Genomic DNA, 19,669 nt, shown 5'->3' on the forward strand with positions numbered 1-19,669 from the left:
AAGATAATTTTAGAGTTATTAATATTGATAAGAATTAGCTACTGTGGCATTTAGGCCGCCATTTCCTTTGGCGCCGTAACAGGTGGCCCCGGCTGTTGGATTGCCGCCGCTGCCACCAGAACCGGGCGTACCCGATTTGCCTGCATAGAATATGATCTTATTGGAGAATGTTGAATTACCTACGAGCGCCACGCCAATAGAGGGGCCGCCATTACCTCCTGCGCCACCACCGCTGGCGCCGCCCGCCCCACCCGGGCCACCGGAACCGCCCTGACCGCCGGTATTATTACAAACGTTATTGCCTGCCTGGGCGCTGCCCCCTGCCCCGCCGGTGCCGCCACTATTGCCGGCGGCGCCTGTTCCGCCATCACCTCCCATGCCGTTGGTTATTTTTACGGTACTGTCTGCAGCCAGGGTAGCATTAATAAGCACTACGCCAAAGGACGCGCCGCCCATATTGGCGCCCTGCCCCCCTGCAGCCCCGCAACCACCGGCGCCGCCACCACCGCCTGCGGTGCCATTGTAGGTTTCTTCCCCACAAAAACAACCGCAATAAGCGCAATAGCCGCCACAACCGCCACCACCACCGCCGCCGCCATTACCTCCGCCTGTGCCGTTGCCACCGGTAACGGTTGTCCACTGCTGATTGGTAAATGTGCCGGTAGTATTACTGTTGGGGTTGGCCGCGTTGCTGCCACAGGCCCCAGCCGTGCCCGTAGTACCTGTTGCGGTTGTAGATGGGCGTTCTTTGCTGCCGCAGAAGTAAAAGACGCCTGCGGCCGCTGTAGAGCCTGCTGCCGATACGCCCGTGGAACCGGGCTGGCCGCTACCGCCATTGTACCAGCAAACCTGTATGCTTTGCTCACACCGCACCTTAGCCCATAAATATTTACAATCGGCTTTGGTAAAGTAAGAACTGTTGCCGCCCACCCCCCCGGTATTGTTAGAGCAGGCGGATGTACCGCCGCCCCCGCCTTTACCATTGCTGCCATCGCCGCCTTTATTACCATTACCGCCTGGCCCTGGCGCGTTGGGACTGCTACCCAAACCACCTTTAAACGAATTGATGTTGGTGTTTGACAGGGTTACTGTGCTGTTGCCCTGCGCCAACAGCACAATGCTGGCCGTATTTTGTTGTGTTGTAGTACTGCCATTCAATATAAAATTGCTGATGTTCACTGCTCCGCCTGTAGCAATGATGGCCGGCAAACCGCCGGGCGGCGCTAACAGCGCTGACTGATAAGTGGTAGCCTGACCATTATAAAAACCGCCCACCAGGTTAATGCCTTTCAACGACACAGATGTACTGAGGGGATATTCACCATAGTCTACCGCAATGGTACAGGCATTGGCGCCGCAATTGGTTACCGCCTGCGCGATTGTTTTACATGGACTGTTTGCGCCACCACAGCTGCCATTATCAGTGCCCGTGGTAGATACATGCAAGGTGTCTCCTGCGGCCAGTACCTCCTTCGGCATCGCTTTCGTAGTATCTCTTTTACAATCTCCTTTACCACTGGCCGTAACCAGTGTAGATTGTGTAGCGTCGGATGGTTTCTTTATATCAGTAATTGTTAAGCGGGCCGTTTTGGCTGCCTGCGATACAGGTTGTTGTAAACAGGGCGGTAGTTGGGCGTCTTTCAGGTTCAGGACATATATATGAGATAAGAATTCACAACCCAGTTTAGCTCCTTTAAAAATGGCGGGACTACTATTATACACTTTTAGTTCGGGTCCCATACGCACAGTAGTAAGATCGGCTCCGGTGAAATTGGCGCCACTAAGGTTGGCATAATAGAATGTGGCATTCTTACAATTGGTATTACTGTAATCGGCGCCGGTACAATTAGCCAAGGAAAAATTAACCGGTCCTTTGGCGGATACTTCGGCTTTTGCGTTGGTGAATTTTGCCCCAATAAGGCTTGCGTTACTGAAGTTGGCGCCATCTAGGCGGGCATTGGTAAAATCGGCACTGTCTAAAGTAGCGCCGTTAAAATTTACATTGGTGAGGTCCTGCCCGGCAAAGCTTTTACCTGCCAGGTAGCAGAAAGGACAATCATTACTGGTTTGGGCATGGCCGGCTGCGTTTAACAACAACAGTACAAACAACAACAGGCCGGCAAATAAATAACCTGTTCTATTGATGTAGTGTTTGGCTTTTTTTGTTTTTGCGCACATGGGGGATGTTTTTAATGGTTTTATTTGTGGTAGAAAATGTTGTACTACAACCGGGTAAATTATTCACCCCGCACAGGGTATGACTAAGAAAATCTTTTTCCTGCTGGTTATTATCGAGCCCCAGCGTGTTGCATTGAAAAGGCAGGTTACAGGCCAGGTTCATGTATAAAAGATTTCCATTTCCGCTGTTATAGATACCGGCAATATTGCCGATGGTTTTAAGGGAATTGTTTTGCAGGTAAATGGTACTGGCATTGCTGAGGCCCGAGAGATCGCCTACGTTTGTTAACTTATTATAAGAAAGATCGACATAGTTAAGCGCCGTTTGAATGGAAATATCCATTTGCGACAGGTTGTTGTATGAGAGATCGAGGTAGTTTACATAACTATCGGCATCCAGTAGTACAGAGGTGATCGCGTTGTCCGATGCATCGAGGTAATTGAGCCCCGGCACGCCCTGTAAATTCAGCATCACCAGTTTGTTTTCGCTTACTTTTAGTTTATTGAGGGAATGCAATTGTGCAAAGAAGGTGCCATCGGTTAATTTGTTACACGAAAGGTCGAGCGACTTAAGCGAGGTAAAGTTTTGAAGCCCGCTGAGGTTGCTGATGCCCATGCACGGGCAACTTAGCGATGGCACCTGCGCTGCAATATTTTTGGTGATCACCTTACTGTTATCGCCGCCAAATAACTGATTCACCAAACAAGACTGCAGATTGGGATCGGCAAAGGTGATCATGCCGGTAGTATCGCTGCCGCCGCAATTGGGTTTAAACCAAACAATTTGGGTTACGTGCTGTGGGTTACAATTGGCAGTGCGCCAGCCGGGCACTACCCATTGCAGTCCATGGCAGGTATCGAGGTCGCCATTGGGGCAGGTTACTTTATTCTTTAACCGAGGCAAAATGGTAGCCCCATATCCTTTCTGGTTAATGGCTATTATTCCGCAATAACTTCCATCGAGGGTTTTGCAACAGGAGTCGGCCACCGGCATTACCGCATCAGAGAAGTTGGCCTGGGTAATGGTTGCATTGGAGAAATCGGCCCCGCCCAATTGTGTACAGGAAAAATCGACCCCTGCCCCGCCATTAGGTGGTGTTTTCATCAATGCGGAAACAAAACTGGCATTCTGCAAAATGGCGCCGGTAAAAAATACACCTTCCAGTGTGCTTTGTTGAAAAACAGCGCCCGGCATAATGGCATAGCTGAAATTGGTGCTCATTAGCGTTAGGTTGCTGAAATTGCCATTAACGATATACGCATTTGATAAATTAACGCCATTGAGTTGTGCCGAACTGAACGAAGCGTAATTTAAGTTGGCGCCGGAAAAATTGGCCACATTATAGGCGGTGTCTGATTGAAAATTGGCAGAATTGAATACACAACTGTCGGCGGTTACACCTAACAGCGTTGTACCGCGCATATTGGCAAAAGTGAAATTGCTTCGGTGCAGGGTTGCATTGTTCAGCACGGCACCCGAAAGATCAGCTATCTTGCCCGTATTGGCGGCGTTGTAAAAGTTTACGCCGGTCATTTGGGTAAAGTTTAGTTTGGCATTTACCATTTTTACCTGGTCCATGGTACTGCTGTCCATGTGCGCATAATTAAGTGTGGCGCCGGTAAAGTCGGCTCCCGTCATTACACATTGCCTGAAATCGAAATTGGAGAAGTTCATACCCTGCAAAATGGCGCCGCTGATATTCTTTCCTTTAAAGCTGAAGTTTTGAGAGTTGAGCCCTGAAATGCGGCAATTACTAAGATCGGTATACGACCAGTAAGCTGCCGGCCAGTTATTGATGGGGAAATGATTAAAATCGGTAGTGGTATTTTTAAATTTTGTTCGAATGTTATCACTGGAAAGCTGAATGGTCATTAGCGGACCAAAATTGGTCGACAATAAACTGGCGTTCGACAGATCGGTGGCTTTAAAAACGGCGAACTGAAGATTGGCGCTGTCCATTTGTGTATTTTGAAAACAGGTATGGTCAAGTAGTGCGCCGCTTAGATCGGTTATGCCTTTTGCCGACCGGCGCATATTGGCGCCGGAAAAATTGGCATTGGTTAAATTTACATTTTGAAATTGAGCACCGCTAAGGATTGCACCGGTAAAGTTTGCACCCACCAGTGCGTTAGCCGGCAATGTAGTAAAATTATAATCTGTAAGGTTTTGACCTGCATAGTTAGGGCCGCCGCCATTGGACGGGCACATTTGGGAATATGCGCAGGCATGAAAGATCATGACAATAGCGCACATCCCAATGAATCGTTTGATCATTGGTCTCCTATTTAAAAGTTTCGCAAGAATTAAAAAAATGCTACTAACCGGGGTGTAACGGTTTTTTGTTGCAGATATAACTGCCTTACAAATTGATCTTTAACAGGTAATAACAGGGGTGGTAAGCAAGCTGATCAGTGCAGGTGGTTCAACTGATGGGCCAAAATTATTGCTTTTCGTATAACCCTTTATGCGTACAACTACCTGTTTTTATAAACACGCCTTCTTACGGTGTTGATTAAGGTAAAAAGGTGTTTTTCACGGTGCAGCTTGTACTTATGTTGGTCAATCTGATTTATTTGTTTTTTTATCTTTTGATGTTAATCCCTGCTTCGCATGAATTTCCTTTATCTTATTCCACTTACCTAATCTTATATATTCCAGGTTCTGGTGTACTTTATCTATGTCTTCTTGTTTGTAATTAAATATCTTACAAAATTCGTCTACCGTAATATCTGCACGTTCTTTTAACTGCAGCGTATCGTGTACTAGTTTTTTTGCCCGTTCCACAGTTTTATAGTGATAGCCAAGTGCAAGGGCCAGCTCTTTTGTACTCACATGTATAAAGTATGGCGGCAGTCTGCTACACATTTTTTCGCCACGCGGATCGGGCGGATTATTTGCCCAGAACATAAGAACGCTATACTCAATAATAAACTCCGTTACAGGATGATCGAGGTTAAGGCCGTTTATGATGTCCTCGTTTCCCGTAGGCGGCAGCTTTGCCGTTTCCGGAACTATTTCTCTCAACTCCGCCATTCGAATATGGATCTTTTCCAGTGAGTATTCTATGTCTTTCGACCTGCTGCAATAATACATGGTTATATGGTTTGTGGTATTTAAAGCTACGTTCTGCGTTGCTACCACATCAGGCTACCAGGAAGTTGTTGTGAGATAAAACAGGAACAGGTATAACTTGAAAGGATGTATGAATTTATAATTATTTTCAATATCCGCAATGAAAGTGTCTATTGCTTTCTTTATTTGCATCATGTGTGTGTTACATCATGACGCAGCTTCGCTGCTCTGTTTTATTGCAAACCAGCCCTGGCGCGTTGTTTTGTAACAATGAAGCATAAGTTGCTGTTTTTTCGTCATTGGAAGCTTACTTTGATACGTATCTCCGTTGCAATAAGTCATATGTAGCTTACTATGCTCCGTAAGTAAGCTGCAATGCAGCATTGCTGTACTGCAATGACCATTGCAAGCCAACAATGCACTATTGCAACGCAACAATGGCCCGTTGCAACTCAACAATGGACCATTGCAGCTTGCAATTGGCTCGCAAATCACTTACAACGACTGTTATCTCACTACAATAATCAATTGCAAGTGGCTTTGATGTCATTGTAAGCTTGCAATTGCCCAATTACACGAAGCAACGCGCCGGAGTTGCGTAGCAATGCTCCGTTGTAACGTAGCAATGGTCCATTGTAATGAAGCAACGCCGAAATTGAAAATACCAATCGGTATATTTCTGTTCAGTATTTGCTAAATCATTTTCGGATACTGATAAATGTCAATAGCAGTTCTTTCTTGTAAGAATACAATGAATCGGATCAAGATAACTATCCGTGTTTTTCGTACCGCCATTCGTTCAACTATATACATGGTTCTATTTAAAATTATGGACAAATTGGACAAAAAGGAACATTGCTTGGAGCGAGTATGGTTCTACCCCACCTTTGTATGGAACAAACGAACAGCAATGGGCAACCGGACGAATGTAAGGATCCGCACTTGAATGGTTAAACAATGCACTCGTTTGCTTCTCACCTTTATTGGCCAATAAAAGTGTAACAGGTACCTATTAGTAGCAGGTATTTTAATTATTAACAAACTAAAATTTAAACAAAATGGAATCTATAATTTTAAAAACTTACAAACGTGATCGTGACACCGAACTGTCATCGACCGTTACGCACATCGACAAAGAAATGACAGACAATGAAAGTTTTCCCGATCCACCTCCGGTGCTGGATTTAATAAGAAAATTGTTGCCTGTTTATATTGGCGCAGTGGCTGACGCCAAAACCCGCGAGAAAGTAGCTATTTCACGTAAAAAAGACCTGAAGGCGCAAATGATAGGTTATTTAAATGAATTAGCTGCTTATGTAACCAGTAAATGTAATGGCGACCGTACCATGTTATTATCAAGCGGTTTTGCCATCTCTGGTGAAAAAGGTGAAGGCCACATGCCGGCCATTGGTCAACTGGATGTAACGTTAGGCCCTCCGGGTATTGTAACCACCCAGGTTAAACGGGTAAGAGGTACAAGGGCTTATGTACACCAGTATACCACTGAGCCGCCTACGTCGGAGACCACGTGGTACAGCGAAACAACTCCGCAACCGGACTTTACATTCAGCGGTCTTGCTTCGGGTAAAACGTACTGGTTACGGGTAGCTGCAATGAGTAAGGGCGGAAATATGGTGTACTCGCCAATTAAGTCCTGCATCATTCAGTGATCATTAGTAAACAATGATTCATTAACAAAACAAGGCCTCCCACGCCGGGAGGCCTTTTACATATTTTAATCCTTTTACAATAAACTTTTAAGGCAATGTAGTTAAGTCAACCGTCGGTTGCACACCCATTGCCGGTCTGTTAAACACCGCACCTTCTGATACATAGTCGGCAAAAAAGCCGCCATTCTGCAAATAGAATTTACCATTATCCAAACCGCCTTTAAAATCCATACGCTGCTGGTTGTCGCCGGTTGCATCAACTGTGAACGAACCACTGGTGCGTTCAGACCATACACCGGCACTACTGCGAACCCACTGATTATTATACAATACCTTGCGACCCAGGTAGCCCTGGTTGGGATTGAAATTTTCAAGGAATGAGTGCAAGCCGGTTAGGTAGGTGTTGGTGTTAGGCCGCTTCCATGTGGCGATAAAACGCCAGGCGCTGGTTTCGGGTGTATAGATCCAGGACGAGAAAAGCGTGCTGCCATTACCGTCTGGTTTGCCCTGGGTCAGGAATTTATAGGTGGTGCCGGCCGCCCAGTTAAACACCAGGTAACTTTGGCCGCCCGTACCTTCGCCGCCAAACGCATTGTCTACTACGTTAGGTCCTTTTCTTACAAGTGTGGTTTTGCCGGTTGCAGGATCCCAAATTGAAAACAATACCCGGCGCTCGGTAGAAGAATTCACCTGTATACCAAAATAACCACCCGAAAACCCATTAGCCATAAAATAAGATCCGATCTTGTCTTCCCCGGCCGGAATGGTCATTTCATTATAGAACCATTCTGTATTGGCCGGTGAACCATAATTCAAATGCACACTTGGTCCGCGGCGCGACCAGTAATAATTAGCCGCATCGTTGGCATACACCACGTTCGACGCGGTGGCGGTACCACTGATAAGCAGGTCGTACACATCGGCAAAATAACTGCCGCTTTTAGTGAGCCCCTGAAAATCTACCTTCACATAACCAGGCGTGCTTATGTTTACTGTTCCCACGGTATATACCGTTTGGGCACTTCCCGATAAATTCACCGTAAACAGCGTGCCGTTAACAGTAACCCGTATAGAACTGGTGCCCGACGGCAATACACTCGCCCGCATTTTTACCGTAAGCGTTCCGGTTAGTGCCAGCCTGAAATAAGCGCTGAATTTGCTGTTGGCATTCGTCCAGTTTGCGAGCGTAGTGGAGGTAACCGTTTCCGAAGAACCTGAAGCCAGCGTGGTAACGTATGCGTTACCGCCCATGGAAATGGTATATTCCGAAGCAGGCGGCACCGCTTCAACGGTGGCCGTACGCTCCTCTGCTGCGGCATCAGCAGGTTGCGTGTGTTTACTGCAAAAAGAAAAAAACATACAGAGCCAGAATGTGATCATACATAAATGGTTTTGCTTCATAAGTGATAGTTTGAAGGTTAATGATGATTTTGAACATTGTCCGACGAACTATCAATACAGGGGTAAATTAATTTATGCCGAATCAATAAATCTACACAATCGATTGCACGATTTATCTGCATAAAATTTGCTTATTTTTATCTAGTTACTACTGCTTATGACGCTGCTCACTTATACCGACGACGTACTGCTCAAAAGAATGAGCAATGACGACCAGGAGGCATTTTCCCTTCTTTACCGTCGTTACTGGGAAGATCTGTTTATAACAGCCGTGAAAGCATTGCGCGGTCAACAGGAAGCAGAAGATGTGGTGCAGGATGTTTTTCTTTCCATTTGGAAACGCCGCAAAGAGCTTCACATTGAAGGAACATTAGATGCCTATTTACAGGTAAGTGTTCGATACAAAGCCATACATTATATTGAAAAGAATATTACCCGCCGCGATTACCTCGCCATGCTTACCGATGCGGCTGAAAATAATTTACCGGCTTCTATAGAAATAAAACTGCAGCTAAAAGAAGTTCAGCAAACTATTTATAATACGGTGGCCCAAATGCCGCCTAAAATGCAGGAAGTATACCGCCTCAGCCGGCAGCAACATCTTACCCATAAAGAAATAGCCCGCCAGCTGGGTATTTCGGTTGAAACGGTGAAGAAACATATTCAGCATGCCATGCAATTGATAAAGACCGCACTTGGCGCTCATTCGGCTACCATTCACGTAGCTTTGTTATACCTGCTGTTCTAAAAAAAATATTTTCAATTCTTTTACCCCTGTCGTTTCCTGACAGCGGACTCTTGGGTATAACAATACCAAGCCATGGATAACAATGAGGCCAGAACCCTCCTGGAAAAATACCGTACCGGTGAATGTACACCCGAAGAAAAACAATTAGTTGAACAATGGTTTGCTGAACTAGCTGAAACCGGTGAATGGCAATGGGCCGATGGACAAAAGGAAGAAGTGCAGCAACGGATGGAAGCACGGCTGTTGCAACAGATCAATGCCCCTGCTTCACGGATCTATATAATAAGGAAGCCCTTGTGGTGGGCTGCGGCCGTATTGCTGCTGCTGTTGGGCGCCGGCTATTTCTATCTGTTTGTGAACAGAAAAGCAGCGCCCGCCGGCTATACGCATTTGTCGCAACAGGAACGGTTCAGAAATGATATTGCGCCTGCCAAACAACAGGTGATCTTAACGCTGCCAGATGGCAGTAAAAAAGCTTTGGACAGCATTATAAATGGCGCCGTTACACTGCAGGGCATGCAGGCGGTGAAAATGAACGGCACCTTAACGTATAGCAGCAGCAGCAAAGTGGTGTATAATACCATTGCCACCGAAAAGGGTCGGTTGTTTCATTTACAACTGAGTGATGGAACAGAGGTTTGGCTCGATGCCCTCTCTTCTATCCGCTTCCCTACTTCATTTGGCAAAGGGCCGCGTGAAGTGCAGGTTACCGGACAGGTGTATTTTGAAGTGGCGCATCTTTCTTCAAACGCGCCTTTCCTCGTAAAAAGCGGGGAACAAATTGTAGAGGTGCTGGGGACCCATTTTAATGTTAATAGCTATGATCTGCAGCGGATACAAACTACGTTACTTGAAGGAAGCGTGCGGGTCGTGAAACGTGAAACGGCAAACGTGAAATCTCAAATGGCAGCAGTCCTGCGACCTGGAGAGCAGTCTGTATTGGCGGCCAATTCACCACTCACCACTCACCATTCACCATTCACCATTGACCGTTCAGCTGATCTTGAGCAGATCATGGCCTGGAAGAATGGCCGCTTTCAGTTCAACGGTAATACCGTGAAGCAGATAATGGATCAGCTGCAGCGATGGTACAATATAGAAGTGGAATATAAAGACATTATCACCGAAACTTTTGTAGCTGATATAGAACGCGATTTGCCCGTATCGCAATTGCTTACGCTGCTGGAGATGACGAAGCAGATCAAATTCGTGGTAGAAGGAAATAAAGTAATCGTAATGAAACCTTAAATAAAAAACCGCTTCGTCTCGTACACGAAGCGGCATAGTTCAGTAATAAAAAACGACTAGCCATCATTTTTTAATCACCAAAACTCAATGCAAAGCTATGCATTTAACTGCAAATGACCGCGCCTATAGCTACCGGGGCGGAACTCTTAAACTATTAAGGGTTATGAAATTGACAGCCATCTTACTACTTGCGGCATGCCTTCATGCTACTGCCAACCTGCGTGCACAAATGATCACGCTTTCGGCAAAGAACAAGCCACTTGAAAAAGTGCTGGGCGAAATAAAAAAGCAAAGCGGGTACAGCTTTATTTACGGTAAAGAAATGATCAAAACCGCCCAACCCGTAAGCCTTTCCGTAAACAACCTGCCGTTGAACGAGGTGCTCAACCTGGTATTTGCGCACCAGCCGCTCGAGTTCAGGATCAATGGGAACTATATTGTTATCAGTTCGAGAACAATACCTGCGCCACAACCACCCGGTATCGAAGAAAGAATAACTGCACCTGTGCTACTGGAAGTGCATGGCATTATTAAAGATGAACATGACACGCCGTTACCGGGTGTTTCGGTTGTGGTAAAAGCAAATGGCCGGGGCACCAGCACCGATGCCGGCGGCGCCTTTACCATTACTGCAAGCAAAGGCGATGTGCTGCATTTTTCCATGGTGGGTTATAAGAGTACAGAGGTAACCATCGGCAGCGAACTGGCCCTAAGCATCATCATGAAGAAAGAAGTTATTGAAGAAAAAGAAGTGGTGATCGTTGGTTATTCCTCAAAAAAAGCATCACAGTTGTCGAGTGCCGTTTCTGTTGTGTCGGGCAATAAATTGCGCGATGTAACCAGCAATGAATTAACCAGTTTGCTGCAGGGTAAAGCGCCGGGCGTAGTAGTATCGGCAGGTTCGGGCGATCCTACGGCAGCGCCTACAGTGCTTATTCGTGGGGCCGGCACCATTACCGCCAAAACAACACCCTTATATGTGGTGGATGGCAATATCGGCGGCACCTTCAACCCCAATGATATTGAATCGGTGACCATTCTGAAAGATGCGGCCGCAACCGGTTTATACGGATCGCGCGCAGCCAATGGCGTTATCATCATCACTACCAAAACCGGTAAGTCGGGCAAGGCCATTATCGATTTCAGCGCCACCATGGGGCGCAGCGAAGCCACCAATGGTAATTTTAAACTCATGAACACCCAACAGTTGTACGATTACCAGACAACATTCTACAACCCCGACCCTGCCGTGTTAAATACAAATACCAACTGGTGGGATCTTGCCTTTCGCAAAGCCAAAGTGCAGAGTTACAATTTGAGCGCAAGCGGCGGCAGCGACAAAACCCAATATTATATTGCCGGTAATTATTATTACGAAGAAGGTACGCTCATAAACAATGATAAAACAGCCTATAACTTTCGCACCAACCTTACCCATAAAATAACCGACCGGTTAAAAGTAAGCGCCCTGGTCAATGGCATCTTTACCAAGGATACTTATAACCCCGACGCTACCGTATATGATGCTTACCTTAACCTGCCATTCGATTCGGCATATGATGTGAATGGCACGCCCAAAGATGCCCGCTTTGGTAAATGGTATGGCCGCGACCGCGATAATTTTCTTCACTCCCTGCAATACAATTTCTCAAAGGCCCGAAGCATTAATATCAATGGCGACCTTAACCTCGATTATAAACTTACCCGTACCATCAGCCTGGCTTCGTATAACCGCGCCCGGTTTTACAATTACCGCAGCGACGCTTATTATGACAAACGTTCAAAAGAAGGCGCCACAGATGGCGGGTATGTAAACAATACCGTTTCGTATACCAACAACCTGCTTACATCAAACCGGTTGAAATACGAAAATGCATTCGGCAATCATGGCATTAGTGTACTGGCCGTATCGGAAATAGAGAAATCGTATTACGATGTGGTAACCACTTATGCCACCGGTTTACCGCCTGGCCGCGATGCATTGACAACAGCTACCGGCGAGAAAAAGAACATCACCGGCGGTGTTAATGAATATATATTTAGCAAGCTGCTGGCGCAGGCCGACTATAACTATGCAGGCCGGTATTTTGCGGTTGCTTCCTTTGTAAACGATTACTCAAGCCGTTTTGGTAACAACAACCCCAGTGCAAACTTTTTTCAACTGGGTGCTTCGTGGATCATTAGTAAAGAATCGTTTATGAACATTGCGGCCATCGATCTGCTTAAGCTGCGTGTTAGTTACGGCACCACGGGTAATGCAGAGTTTGGCGACTACGCCGCCCTGGGTTTGTACACAATATCACAGGCGGCCAGTTATGCCAACGCGCCCGGCGCCTATCCCGATCAAAAAGGCAATCCCAACCTTACCTGGGAAAAAATAAAGACCACCAACCTGGGCCTCGATCTAGAACTGTTTAAACGAATTAGGCTTAGTGTTGACCTGTATCAAAAACAATCAGCCTCGCTGTTGTTTAAAACACCACTGGCGGCCACAACCGGTTACAGTTATGTATGGGAGAATGTTGGTACCGTACGTAACCGAGGGCTTGAATTTAATATTGATACCAGGAATGTTACCGGTGCTTTTACCTGGGAGACCAGCTTTAACATGGCATTCAATCGCAACAAAGTGCTGGCGGTAAACACCGGCCGTAAAGAAGTAGACCCTTCTGCTTCGCAGCCTATTGCCGTTGGGCACGATATGGACGAATGGTTTATGCCGGTATGGGCTGGTGTTGATGAACAAACCGGCGGCCCCTTATGGCAGAAACTGCTGGCCGATGCCGATGGAAAGAACTATATAACGTATACCAATAATTACAATGCTGCCACCAGAGAGTTTACGGGTAAATCGGCCGCGCCCAAATTCACCGGCGGTATTACCAACACGTTTTCGTACAAAGGCATTTCGTTAAGCGCTTTTTTGAATTTCGTATATGGCAATTACGTGTATAACGAAAGCCGTTTTTATTTCGACAATGATGGCCTTTATGAAAGCTATAACCAAATGGTACTGGCGAAAGGCTGGAGCCGTTGGGAAAAACCCGGCGATAAGGCCACGCATCCCAAACCGGTACATGGCCGCAGTGATGCATCCAATGCCACTTCTACCCGCTACCTCGAAGAAGGCAGCTTTATAAGGCTGCGAAATATAAAACTGGGATACGACCTGCCGGCCTCATTGACCGGCCGCGCCAAATTAAAAACTGTACGCTTGTTTATCAGCGGTGACAATTTATGGACGGGCACCAACTTCAGCGGTACCGATCCTGAAGTGGTGCTGAGCGAGGGATCGTCGTTGATAAAATACCCCATCAGCAAAAAGATCTTATTTGGCGTCAATATCTCATTATAAAAAGCCTCCAATGAAATCAATCAACATACTTACGATACTATTCTTAATCATCATGGCTTTGTCTTCATGCAGAAAGACCTTTGTTCCCTCCACGGCTATCGATGAAAGTTCGGCATTGACCAATGCCGGCGATATTGAAACGGCAACTATAGGCACCTATGCCCTGTTTAAGAATGCGGGTTATGTACGAAGCGGGCATTTTATTATGGAGTACCCCACCGACGAAGTGGCGCAGGGACAAAATTCTTCCGATGATCTTACCCGCGCTTACCGTTATACGCATTTAACCACCAGCGATCATCCCAACCTGTTTTGGGGACAGGCCTATAAAGCCGCCGAAGCCGCTAACCGTATCATTGGTGTTATACCCGACGATGCCAGCGATGAGCTGAGGCAATTAAAAGGCGAAAACTTATTTATAAGGGCCATGATGCATTTTAACCTGGTGCGCATTTTTGGCAGGCCGTATCCGCAGGGCAATGGCAGCAACACCGGTGTGCCCATTTTAAAAGACGGGTTAAGCGACACGGTTAAAGCTACGCTGGCGCGTAGCAGTGTAAAGGACGTATATGATTTTGTAATTGCCGATCTGTTAAAAGCCGCAGACCTTATGCGCGGTGGCACCCAGGGCAAGGCCAACCCATTTGCTTCAAAAGAAGTAGCGTATGCGCTTTTGTCGCGCGTGTATCTGTATAAAGAAGAAAATGCCAAAGCCATAGAGTATGCCGATAAAGTGATCAATTCGGGCCGGTATAGTTTGTTAACGGGCAGTGAGTACACCAATTATTTCCGCAATGTGCCCGAAGGCAATAAAGAAACTATTTTCTGTATTCGCCATACCAAAACAGAAGACCGTGGTTTTTCTGCCATAGGCAGTATGTACTTCAGCGGCGATGCCAGCGGGGTGGCGCAAAGCCAGGCTTATAGCGGCTGGGCCGAAATATATGCTTCGCAGAAATATATCGATACCCTGGGCAAAAATCCCGGCGACCTGCGGTTCAGTTTTATTTCGCCTTTAAAAGTGAACGGCGTGTTGCAATACAACACCAAGCTTACGCCCAATACGCCTATGTATTATATAAACAAATACAGTTTGCAGGAAGGAATTGTAAACCTCAGTTCGCCGGTATATCTCAGGCTGGCCGAAATGTATTTGATACGGGCAGAGGCAAACGCCAAACTGGGTAATGCACAACAGGCGCTCGACGATGTAAATAAGATCAGGCAGCGGGCTTCACTCTCAGGCGCCGCATTACATACACTAACAAGTATAGCGGCCAGCGGTAAAACGGCGCTGGATGTAGTGCTTGATGAACGGTACCTTGAGCTGGCGTTTGAAGGGCACAGGGCGTATGACCTGTTCAGGAACAACCGGCCGGTGGTACGCAATTACCCGGGCTCACAGGTTGTAAATGGTAATGTTAATCAAACCGTACAACCGGGCGACAACCGTGTGGTATTCTTTATACCCCAGGCAGAAATAAACAAGAACCCCAACCTTACACAAAATCCCTGATGAATATGACACATTCAACTTTATATAGCGCATTTATAGCTTTGGGCATCTTATTAATAGCGGCCTGCAATAAACCCGATGCGGTAATCTTTGAAGACAAATCTACCGCAGCGCGGGCCGACAAAAGCGGCTGGACGGCCACTGCAGACAGTGAAACACCCGATGGCTGGGAAAACACGGGTAAGGCATCGGCAGTTATTGATGGCAAGCCGACTACCTACTGGCATACCGATTATTCGGTAGTAGTACCCTATCCGCACTGGGTGTTGATAGATATGAAAAAGGAGCTGAACCTGGTAACGGTTGATATAACCAACCGGCAGGCTTCTACACCTAACAAGAGTGGTATGAAAACATTCAGGCTGGAGGCAAGTAAGGACGGCAGTAGCTTTACCAAACTGGGTGAATATGCATTTGCCATCACCAATGATGTACAATCGTACCCGGTATCATCTGCCACCGGGTGGCGTTATTTAAAAATAACGGCGCTGGAGCCACAGGTAGCCGGTACCAATCATACTTTTCTGGCTGAGGTAGATGTATATACAACGAAGTAAAACAAAGGCCTCCCAACATCCCGGGAGGCCTTTTACATGCCTTATTTTTGTTTTAAACAATCCTGCAAAAAATTGCTGACCTGTATTTGAATGTCTGCTGAAGCATTTTTCATGACATCAAAACAATTCTGCCCATTGAGATTCCTGATGTTTGGGTCGGCACCTGATCTTATAAAATGGGCGATCTTTTGTTTAAAGTTTTCCGGGGTATCAGCCGGTTGTTCAAAGTGTGTATGGTAATTTAACCTATAATGCTCATCTATCCAGTAAAGTAACGAGGCTACCAGTTTGTAAATAACTGTTTTTCCATTATGATCGTAGGCGTTTATATCGGCGCCGTGTTTTAAAAGCATGGCCAGTGCTTCTTCACTGTAGGCATAGTCAACACACATGTGCAGCGCATACCTGATATGTGCTTTTTTTGAGAGTAAATATTCACTAAGCTCATTGTTATTAAACCAGTAAGTCAACTCAAGATAGCTCCAGTCCGGACCTTTGTATATGCCATTTATATCAATCGTTCCATTTTCCACCTCATTTATAAATCTGTCGTTCAATTTCCGGGCAATCAGGCTATGTTCATAGGTGTCGTTGGCAAACTGTTGTGATGGCTTTAGTTTATTATACTTAGGATGCGGCGTGTACCTTTGAATAATTTTACCTTCGCGCGGTTTATTGGCAAATTGTTCGTACGTACCATTGTCTTTTAAGGCGTCCCAACGGGGAATGCCGGTGTTGGGTTTTAAAGAAACGATCCGCTCCTTGTGAAAAAGAAAATTTAAACCATTTTCCTCTTCCAAATCAGAACCACATGCGATATCATAATAAGAGACGCCGTCTTTTGAAACCGTTTGGATAGTTATTGCGGCTACTCCCATTACAGATTTAACGGTATGGTATTTTATATGCTGATGCTCCTCTTCTATTCCGTGATTAGTGTATTGAACAGTTTTCTCAATGAGGGCATGTGCGATCTTCTCGTGATTGTTAAAGATAAAATCCAGCGTATTCAGCTGTTCCACGTATGGGTCGGGGTTATCGGTGAGGTCGTCCTCGAATTCAATTATCACCAATCCATTAGCTGGCAATTCAGAAGATTTGGCTGTATAAGGGCCGCGTCGTTCCTGAAATCCGGCAAATGCATGCAACACTATTTCGAATGACCAGTCTCCGTTAAATACAAAATTGTCTTTGTTCATCATATATCATTTTCCCTGGGATCAAGTGCGTAACAGTCAGAAAAGAAATCATTGATCGATGCAGATGAAATTATTTCTTCCAGGTCGTGGATCTTAAAATCTAATTGATATCCTTTGTAATATAATATTCGATGTCCTGTGACTTCCTGATCTATAAAGGATAATATCGAGTCTGCGGCGATCGAAAGTTCCAGGATCCATTTTTTTACCGTGAAGGAAGTTTTAATAACCCAGGTGTCTCTCCAGTGGAATTTAGGCCTGAAAGCTATTTCATATAGATCGCTGTCCCTTATTTTAGTAAGCCTAACCTCAAAGGGACCTATTTTTACTTTACCATTTTGTAAATAAATACTTTCAAAATTGTTTTTAAAATCTTTAACCATGTCCATATCAAATTGCAGGTCCTGTACACAGACAATTATTGTTGAATCAAGATCAAAGATCAAACTGGTTGAAAAATGAACTGTTTCACCGCTACGGGGAACGGGAAAAGGCAATTTTTCCTGGGCCCAGGTGTTGTTTTGTAACCATTGCAAACAGGCCGGTAACATTTCCTGTTTAAAATAACTTACGATGCTAACGCTTAGACCCGTATTTTCAGAAGGCCTTCCGGAGGATGTAAGAAGCATACGATAATCGTTGAAAAACGTTGCGAATGCCGGGTAGCGATGGGTATCGTAATTGGTATTTAAAGTAAGGTTTACCGGGCCTTTGTAATAGTAAACATTACGGCCCAAGTCTTCCATATCTACATAGGAAAAAATGGCATCGGATGCTTTAGAAAAGTCTACTATCCATTTTTTAACGGCTATTGATTTTGCGATCATTAAACTCATCTTGCTGGTAACAGCCATAAAGCTCATTTCATAAACGTCGCTGTTTTCAATTTTCTTAATGGTAGTATCAAAACCACCTACGCTTATTTTTCCCTTCCCTAAGTAACGCTCTTCAAAATCTTCCTTATAATCTTCCAGCCACAAAAAGGGCTCAGAATAAAAATTGGCATCATTAGCTACGGAAGCAAGTACCTTGGGGTCAATATCAACTATCAATGAAGTAAAAAAATCCAAAACCGTAAAATCTTCTATTATCGTATCGGCAGTTAAAGGAGGGTGATTTTTAATTTTAAAATAAAGACCGGTTACATGGGATATTTCATTATTACACCTGATCTGTAAGGTTTTTTCTCCCTTTACGGAGTTTTCGGACAACCATTTTAAACTGGCGGGCAGTTTATCTTTTTTTATATATGTTTTTATCGAGTAGTCTAAGCCCATAGTGGTACAGGATTTAAGGTTAAAGATGCAAGATACAATATCTTTGCGCCCGCGCAATGAATATGAAATCGACAATTCTGGCAATAATAATCGTTTTATCGGCACTGATAGCACCGGCAGCTGAAGCAATGCCGGCGCCATACGCTGATACCGTATTTATTCTACTGAAAAACGACAGTTTACGCAATAATGAAATTAATGAAGGTATTTATGCCCGGGGATATACCGTTTATGGTTTCGTGCGGAACGGAAAACCGCGCGACTTCATTGATTCGCTTGGGTACTTCAAAATAAGTATCAGCTTATCGAAGGATACGCTCGCCGTATACGACGAGGCTGTTTACGCAAAAAGATTTGCGAAAAAAACGATCTCACTGTATGATCTGCGCGATAGCCTGAAAGCGAATATGGACCTGGGTTATTATCGGAAACATAGGCTGGCAATAATTTACAGGCCTGAAGACAGGACCTTTGTCGATGCTTCCAGGCACATGCTTGTGCTGGTAATTCCAAAAAAGAATGTCTGTTACCTGCGGCGAATTGAGTATATCAATTATTTTTACCGTCAAAGCGATTAAAATAGTTGCTGCTTTACTTCACTTCAATTGTACGTTCTATAGCTTCCAGTGAAGCATCTTCGCCAATATCCAATATGGCAAGTGCAGAATACTTTCCTTTAGGAACAGTAGCAGGAATTACCAGGCGTACTATTCTTTGTCCATCAGGAAACACCGGGAATTCTATCTTATCCAGTTTGAACTCTTTGCCGGTTTCAATATTTGTAAGCGCCATATGTGCTTTGCATTGCAACATGGTTTCTCCGGTATTCACCATATAAAAATCGTAGGTATTTTTTTCTCCTGGCACGGGTTTCATGGTGAGCGCTCTGGCGCTCATTTGAGCAACTGATGGCGGAGTTTGATAGATGTGTACCCCTACCCGCAGTAATTCCTTTATTTTAGTATTGAATTGTTTGCTTTTACGGTCGGCGCTGTCCTGCTCTTCGGCGCTTTGCAGAAAAAGCATTGCCCATTTCATTTGCTTACACATAGCAGGATCTAACGGTGCCTGAAGTCGAACCACTATTTCATCGCTTTTACCGGGCGCAACTTCAATAAATTGTTTATCTGTAGTGATCCACGATGCGCACGAACGGTTAAGGGTGTCGGGTTTAAAATAATGGTGCCCTCCGGTGCTGTCCCTTAGCCAATCGGCAAGGTATGAATGAAAGGATACTTTTGCATCGGAGTTATTACTGATCCTGATCGCCTGCGATTCGGCAACGCCGGGGGTTACATGAAACTCCAGAATGGATGGCTGGATGCCTATTTTTTGAGCAGAACTTTGGAGTGACACAAAAGCGAATGCGGCTAAAATACACAACAGGTGTTTCATGGTTTTTGTATTTGATCATTTCAGAAAATAAAAATATATTGCTATTAAGTAA

General features: G+C 45.3%; 14 protein-coding genes. 7 read left to right on the plus strand and 7 right to left on the minus strand.

Annotated features, from left to right (window positions below):
• Positions 1–18: 18 nt before the first annotated feature.
• The 3 genes from GGD38_RS21185 to GGD38_RS21195 form a co-directional block, all read right to left on the minus strand.
• The gene (locus tag GGD38_RS21185) at positions 19–2,178 is read right to left on the minus strand and encodes a pentapeptide repeat-containing protein (protein WP_375301196.1); all 2,160 of its coding nucleotides are present in this window, start codon (positions 2,176–2,178) and stop codon (positions 19–21) included.
• Entirely contained in the window at positions 2,138–4,453 is a 2,316-nt protein-coding gene (locus GGD38_RS21190) for a pentapeptide repeat-containing protein (RefSeq protein ID WP_375301197.1), read from the minus strand. Before GGD38_RS21190 ends, GGD38_RS21185 begins: the two co-directional genes overlap by 41 nt.
• Before the next feature lie 285 nt (positions 4,454–4,738).
• On the minus strand, positions 4,739–5,272 hold the full coding sequence (locus GGD38_RS21195) for a hypothetical protein (RefSeq protein WP_375301198.1): 534 nt from the start codon (positions 5,270–5,272) through the stop codon (positions 4,739–4,741).
• Between the two features lie 1,037 nt (positions 5,273–6,309).
• Here GGD38_RS21195 and GGD38_RS21200 point away from each other — a divergent pair.
• On the plus strand, positions 6,310–6,921 hold the full coding sequence (locus GGD38_RS21200; protein ID WP_375301199.1) for a hypothetical protein: 612 nt from the start codon (positions 6,310–6,312) through the stop codon (positions 6,919–6,921).
• Positions 6,922–7,008: 87 nt separating this feature from the next.
• On the opposite strand, the gene GGD38_RS21205 is transcribed toward GGD38_RS21200, so the two are convergent.
• The gene (locus tag GGD38_RS21205; RefSeq protein WP_375301200.1) at positions 7,009–8,301 is read right to left on the minus strand and encodes a DUF3472 domain-containing protein; all 1,293 of its coding nucleotides are present in this window, start codon (positions 8,299–8,301) and stop codon (positions 7,009–7,011) included.
• A gap of 178 nt (positions 8,302–8,479) precedes the next feature.
• Between GGD38_RS21205 and GGD38_RS21210 the strand changes: the two genes are divergently transcribed.
• The 5 genes from GGD38_RS21210 to GGD38_RS21230 all read left to right on the plus strand — a co-directional run bounded on the left by GGD38_RS21210 (position 8,480) and on the right by GGD38_RS21230 (position 15,746).
• Positions 8,480–9,070 carry an RNA polymerase sigma-70 factor gene (locus tag GGD38_RS21210; RefSeq protein ID WP_375301201.1) on the plus strand — a complete coding sequence of 197 codons (591 nt, stop codon included), beginning with the start codon at positions 8,480–8,482 and terminating at the stop codon, positions 9,068–9,070.
• A gap of 72 nt (positions 9,071–9,142) precedes the next feature.
• Positions 9,143–10,318: a FecR family protein gene (locus GGD38_RS21215; protein WP_375301202.1), complete on the plus strand. Its 1,176-nt coding sequence runs from the start codon at positions 9,143–9,145 to the stop codon at positions 10,316–10,318.
• Between the two features lie 97 nt (positions 10,319–10,415).
• On the plus strand, positions 10,416–13,673 hold the full coding sequence (locus GGD38_RS21220) for a SusC/RagA family TonB-linked outer membrane protein (RefSeq protein ID WP_375301203.1): 3,258 nt from the start codon (positions 10,416–10,418) through the stop codon (positions 13,671–13,673).
• A 10-nt stretch (positions 13,674–13,683) separates the two neighbouring features.
• A complete protein-coding gene (locus tag GGD38_RS21225) occupies positions 13,684–15,189 on the plus strand; it encodes a RagB/SusD family nutrient uptake outer membrane protein (RefSeq protein WP_375301204.1) in 1,506 nt (501 codons plus the stop codon).
• Positions 15,190–15,194: 5 nt separating this feature from the next.
• Positions 15,195–15,746, plus strand: coding sequence for a discoidin domain-containing protein (locus GGD38_RS21230; protein WP_375301205.1), 552 nt, complete (start codon positions 15,195–15,197; stop codon positions 15,744–15,746).
• A gap of 41 nt (positions 15,747–15,787) precedes the next feature.
• Here the strand turns inward: GGD38_RS21230 and GGD38_RS21235 are convergent, their stop codons facing one another.
• On the minus strand, positions 15,788–16,948 hold the full coding sequence (locus GGD38_RS21235; RefSeq protein WP_375301206.1) for a hypothetical protein: 1,161 nt from the start codon (positions 16,946–16,948) through the stop codon (positions 15,788–15,790).
• Complete coding sequence (locus tag GGD38_RS21240) at positions 16,945–18,222, minus strand: hypothetical protein (RefSeq protein WP_375301207.1); 1,278 nt, start codon at positions 18,220–18,222, stop codon at positions 16,945–16,947. Before GGD38_RS21240 ends, GGD38_RS21235 begins: the two co-directional genes overlap by 4 nt.
• Positions 18,223–18,284: 62 nt before the next feature.
• Here GGD38_RS21240 and GGD38_RS21245 point away from each other — a divergent pair, with 62 nt between their 5' ends.
• Positions 18,285–18,800, plus strand: a complete 516-nt coding sequence (locus GGD38_RS21245) for a hypothetical protein (RefSeq protein WP_375301208.1) — start codon at positions 18,285–18,287, stop codon at positions 18,798–18,800.
• 13 nt (positions 18,801–18,813) lie between these two features.
• Here the strand turns inward: GGD38_RS21245 and GGD38_RS21250 are convergent, their stop codons facing one another.
• Positions 18,814–19,617 carry a hypothetical protein gene (locus GGD38_RS21250; protein ID WP_375301209.1) on the minus strand — a complete coding sequence of 268 codons (804 nt, stop codon included), beginning with the start codon at positions 19,615–19,617 and terminating at the stop codon, positions 18,814–18,816.
• Between the last annotated feature and the right edge of the window lie 52 nt (positions 19,618–19,669).

The organism is Niastella sp. OAS944, from assembly GCA_024809215.1.
Taxonomy (GTDB): domain Bacteria; phylum Bacteroidota; class Bacteroidia; order Chitinophagales; family Chitinophagaceae; genus Niastella.

Coding starts and splice junctions, on each gene's coding strand:
- GGD38_RS21200 (WP_375301199.1), top strand. CDS start 6,310: ATGGAATCTATAATTTTAAAAACTTACAAACGTGATCGTGACACCGAA.
- GGD38_RS21235 (WP_375301206.1), bottom strand. CDS start 16,948: ATGATGAACAAAGACAATTTTGTATTTAACGGAGACTGGTCATTCGAA.
- GGD38_RS21250 (WP_375301209.1), bottom strand. CDS start 19,617: ATGAAACACCTGTTGTGTATTTTAGCCGCATTCGCTTTTGTGTCACTC.
- GGD38_RS21205 (WP_375301200.1), bottom strand. CDS start 8,301: ATGATCACATTCTGGCTCTGTATGTTTTTTTCTTTTTGCAGTAAACAC.
- GGD38_RS21185 (WP_375301196.1), bottom strand. CDS start 2,178: ATGTGCGCAAAAACAAAAAAAGCCAAACACTACATCAATAGAACAGGT.
- GGD38_RS21210 (WP_375301201.1), top strand. CDS start 8,480: ATGACGCTGCTCACTTATACCGACGACGTACTGCTCAAAAGAATGAGC.
- GGD38_RS21230 (WP_375301205.1), top strand. CDS start 15,195: ATGACACATTCAACTTTATATAGCGCATTTATAGCTTTGGGCATCTTA.
- GGD38_RS21225 (WP_375301204.1), top strand. CDS start 13,684: ATGAAATCAATCAACATACTTACGATACTATTCTTAATCATCATGGCT.
- GGD38_RS21190 (WP_375301197.1), bottom strand. CDS start 4,453: ATGATCAAACGATTCATTGGGATGTGCGCTATTGTCATGATCTTTCAT.
- GGD38_RS21245 (WP_375301208.1), top strand. CDS start 18,285: ATGAAATCGACAATTCTGGCAATAATAATCGTTTTATCGGCACTGATA.
- GGD38_RS21195 (WP_375301198.1), bottom strand. CDS start 5,272: ATGTATTATTGCAGCAGGTCGAAAGACATAGAATACTCACTGGAAAAG.
- GGD38_RS21220 (WP_375301203.1), top strand. CDS start 10,416: ATGCATTTAACTGCAAATGACCGCGCCTATAGCTACCGGGGCGGAACT.
- GGD38_RS21240 (WP_375301207.1), bottom strand. CDS start 18,222: ATGGGCTTAGACTACTCGATAAAAACATATATAAAAAAAGATAAACTG.
- GGD38_RS21215 (WP_375301202.1), top strand. CDS start 9,143: ATGGATAACAATGAGGCCAGAACCCTCCTGGAAAAATACCGTACCGGT.